The organism is Tropicibacter alexandrii (assembly GCF_003667315.2).
GTDB lineage: Bacteria > Pseudomonadota > Alphaproteobacteria > Rhodobacterales > Rhodobacteraceae > Tropicibacter > Tropicibacter alexandrii.
The window spans coordinates 1-3,456 of record NZ_RCTZ02000048.1 but is presented as its reverse complement, the minus strand read 5'-3'; the positions used below and the strand labels follow the sequence as shown (position 1 = coordinate 3,456).

At 57.5% G+C, this 3,456-nt stretch carries 3 protein-coding genes and 2 pseudogenes; all 5 read left to right on the top strand.

Annotated features, from left to right (window positions below; genetic code table 11):
• The first annotated feature begins 158 nt into the window (after nt 1-158).
• The gene (locus D8Z78_RS24260; protein ID WP_240672262.1) at nt 159-716 is read left to right on the top strand and encodes a tyrosine-type recombinase/integrase; all 558 of its coding nucleotides are present in this window, start codon (nt 159-161) and stop codon (nt 714-716) included.
• A 328-nt stretch (nt 717-1,044) separates the two neighbouring features.
• Complete coding sequence (locus D8Z78_RS24255) at nt 1,045-1,239, top strand: hypothetical protein (RefSeq protein ID WP_121634715.1); 195 nt, start codon at nt 1,045-1,047, stop codon at nt 1,237-1,239.
• 619 nt (nt 1,240-1,858) lie between these two features.
• Nucleotides 1,859-2,482 (top strand): IS110 family transposase, encoded by a 624-nt coding sequence (locus D8Z78_RS25165; RefSeq protein WP_121634717.1) that lies wholly within the window; start codon nt 1,859-1,861, stop codon nt 2,480-2,482.
• Nucleotides 2,479-2,598, top strand: a pseudogene (locus D8Z78_RS25420) (IS110 family transposase); the annotation flags it as partial. The gene D8Z78_RS25165 and the pseudogene D8Z78_RS25420, both read left to right, overlap by 4 nt.
• 241 nt (nt 2,599-2,839) lie before the next feature.
• Nucleotides 2,840-3,324: pseudogene (locus tag D8Z78_RS25160) on the top strand (transposase); the annotation flags it as partial.
• Nucleotides 3,325-3,456: the final 132 nt, after the last annotated feature.

The window sequence follows — 3,456 nt, the reverse complement described above, 5'->3', positions numbered from 1 at the left end:
CTTCGGGGTGTGCTTCTTCTGGTCCATAGGGTTCATCCTTTGAGAGTTTTACTCTCCGGTAAACCCGGGGCGGTTCAGAAAACCCGACGCCACCACGCTCGCAATTTCCCAAGCGCATAACTCCCAAGCGACACCATGGAACGTTGCCATACCAAGATATGCCGCGACTTTGGCAGTCTATCGAAGCAACAGCGGCCAATCGTTCGACCAAGCTTGCGATCCTGACAGCCATGGTGACCGGGCATAGGGTGGGCGTTGTCGTCGCCGCCGAGTGGGCACATTTGGACTTTGAAACTGGCGTGTGGACAATTCCTGCGCGCCAAGATCATGAAACACGAGGGCGGATGAAGTCAGGGCGGGAATACGCACTGCGCTTGCCACCTGAATTGTTGGATCGGTTGCGTGATCTGCGATCCCACAACCCGCGCTCGATTTATGTCTTCGAGAGTCCGACATCAACAGGCCATGTCTCTCCGAACGCTTTGCTGAAGCTACTAAAACGGTTCAACGAGGGGTTAACCAATCATGGTTTTCGAAACGCGATCAAGGAGTATTGTCGAAAAGTTGGTCCGATAGTGGCCGATCACATTGCTGATGCGTTTTGCGATCACTCGCTCAAAGGGCTCGACGCTAGCTACCGGCGTATGGACACTTTCGAGGAGCGCGCGCAGTTGTCACAGAGATTGTTTGAATTTGTGACATCTGAGCCAGAATGAAACTATCGCAAGATTGTGCCGATGCTTTGACCATGTGTAATGTGCCGTAAAGGAGAACACAGATGGCATCACGACCGACCGAGCAAGCCCGTGCCGCAGTAGTGCGGGTAGCGTTGACTCGCAACTGGCCGCGTTAGCAGGTCGCGGCTGAAAGAGGCGGTCGCGAGATTTTGGACCAGTTGCCAAGCTGTAGCGACTGACGAAGCCCGCCAAGATGACGAAGCGGAAACGGTATTCGGCGGAGTTCAAGGCCAAGGTTGCGCTTGAAGCCATCCGTGAAAAACTGACAACGGCCGAGCCGGCCTAGAAATATGGCGTCCACCCGACAATGATCAACGGCTGGAAAAGAACGGTGATCGAGAACATGGCATCGGCGGTTGATGGTGCCGCATCGGCCGAGCTGGCGATTTCCGAGAAGGAAGTCGAGAAGCTGCACGCCAAGATCGGCCAGCTGGTCGTGGACCGGGATTTTTTGGCCGATGCCTCCAGTCTCATCCTCGGCCCTGGAGGCAGAAAGTGGTGAAGCAGAATCATCCCGATCTCAACGTTCGGAGGCAGTGCAGCCTGCTGTCGTTGTCACGCTCCAGCCTCTATTATCACCTGTGCGGGGAAAGCGCCGAGAACTTGGCGTTCATGGAAGTCATCCATTGCCCGGCAGGCGCATTCAAAGAATGCTGCCGAAAGGGGACCGGCAGTTCCCGGAAACGCCCTAGTACGGCTCGCGGCAAAAGGCCCGCCACATGCAGCGAGAGGGGTACAAATGCGGGCGCCACCGGGTCCGACGGCTGATCAGGCTAGAGGTGGCTGGTTCCGATCTACCAAGAGCCTATAACCAGAAAGAAGCATCCCGAGCACAGGATTTACCCGTACCTTCTCAAGGCGCTACCCACAACCCGCCCGAACCAGGTCTGGTGTACCGACATCGGTTATATCCCCATCCTGTCTTATGACTTGAACAGCTCCCGTTGCATATTGGGAGCCATTACGCTGATCGCGCAAATCGGCGTGATGGCGGGGGAAGGATCTTACCCCTCTGGGTCATGATGGACCGCTGCCGAGTATGGTCGCCCCCGCGCTGACTTCGAATCTGAACGGATACTTGGGCTGCGGGCCCGCATGACAAGACAAGGTGGGGGATTTCCATGAATAATTTGATTGGGATCGACGTGTCCAAATCGACGCTTGATGCGTATTGCTCAGCGAGAAGTGAGCACCGCCAGTTTGGGAATAATGCTGCTGGATTGGCTGCATTCAGCAGGTGGGCTACGGCCCGCAGCCCTCTCGTCGTCTTCGAAGCGTCTGGTGCCGACCACCGCGGCCTCAAGCTTATGCTGACGCACCGTGGATTGACCTTCGGATCGGTCAATCCACGGCAGGCGCGGCGGTTCGCCGAAGCCATGGGACGCGTTGCCAAGACGGATCGTCTGGATGCCGAGAATTTGGCCAGAACGGGCAGTGCCCTGCAGCTCAAACCCACACAAACGCATTCCGAAGCCCTTGGCGATCTTCGCGAATTGCTCGTGTTCCGCCGTGGTTTGATCGAGGACCGCACCGCAGCCAAGACACGGCTCAAGACTGCGAGGCAGAAGATGCTGCGGGTTTGCTCACGCAGAGACGGGGCCAGATCGAACGGCAGTTGGCCCGGGTGGACACCGCCAAGCAAGCGATTGTGGCATCCGATCCTGATCTGGCCGACCGCCTGGAAATACTCATTAGCATTCCCGGCATTTCGACGACGTCGGCAATCGCATTGCTTGCAGACATGACAGAACTCGGAGCGCTTTCCGGAAAGCAAGCCGCAGACCTTGCCGGTTTGGCGCCGATCTCGCGCAAGCCAGGCCAATGGCAGGTACACGAACGGATACAGGGCGGCTGGCCGTCCATCCGTCAAGCACTATTCATGCCAACGCTTTGCGCGATCCAGCACAACCGGGCAGCTCGTGGCAAATTCGATGAGATCGTCCGAGCCGGAAAACCGCGCAAGGTAGCCGTGACAGCCGTCATGAGGAAGCTTGTCGTCTTTGCAAACGCATTGATCAGAGACGGTCGAAAATGGGGCCAGATCCCGCTTGATCATCACGGATACTCGGCAGATTGCTTTGCAATCGCCTGCCGGGCGGTGGATGCGCCGGGGCTTCTTGTATCTCGTGGTGATCATAGACTAGCACGGCCGGAAAGATCTGAGCTGGCGGCTGTCGAATTCGATGGATGCCAGATTCCGCGTCGAGGCGCTGGCCCGATACGGTCCGCCGGAGATATTCACCTCCGACCAGGGCTCGCAGTTCACCAGCACCGACTTCACCGATGTACTGCATGACGCCAAGGTGAAGATCTGCCCTCCCGGCAGATTGCTGCGCAATCGCCTGCCGGGCAATGGCTGGATGGCCGCGGGGGCTGGATCGATATTCGGATGATCGAGCGCTTCTGGCGATCCCTGAAATACGAGTGCGTCTTTCTTAACGCCTTCGAAACCGGCTCTGAAGCCCGTGAGGGTATCGGCGCTTGGATTATTTACTACAACAAAAAACGCCCGCACTCATCGCACGGGCTGCTGACGCCAAGCGAGGCATATGATAGTTGCGCCCCAGACCTGAAAGCCGCCGCATGAAATGAAACCGATGCAGTAGCTTAGCCCGGCGGTAAGCTGATCGAAAATTCAGGACGAGCTATGCGGGATTTTGGGTGACGGGGCCTGATCAGGCGGCGCGGTTTTCTGCGAGGCTCTGGGCGACACCGTCGG

Bases quoted from the DNA above. Each gene is read 5' to 3' on its own strand.
- D8Z78_RS24260 (WP_240672262.1), top strand. From the start codon at position 159: ATGCCGCGACTTTGGCAGTCTATCGAAGCAACAGCGGCCAATCGTTCG.
- D8Z78_RS24255 (WP_121634715.1), top strand. From the start codon at position 1,045: ATGATCAACGGCTGGAAAAGAACGGTGATCGAGAACATGGCATCGGCG.
- D8Z78_RS25165 (WP_121634717.1), top strand. From the start codon at position 1,859: ATGAATAATTTGATTGGGATCGACGTGTCCAAATCGACGCTTGATGCG.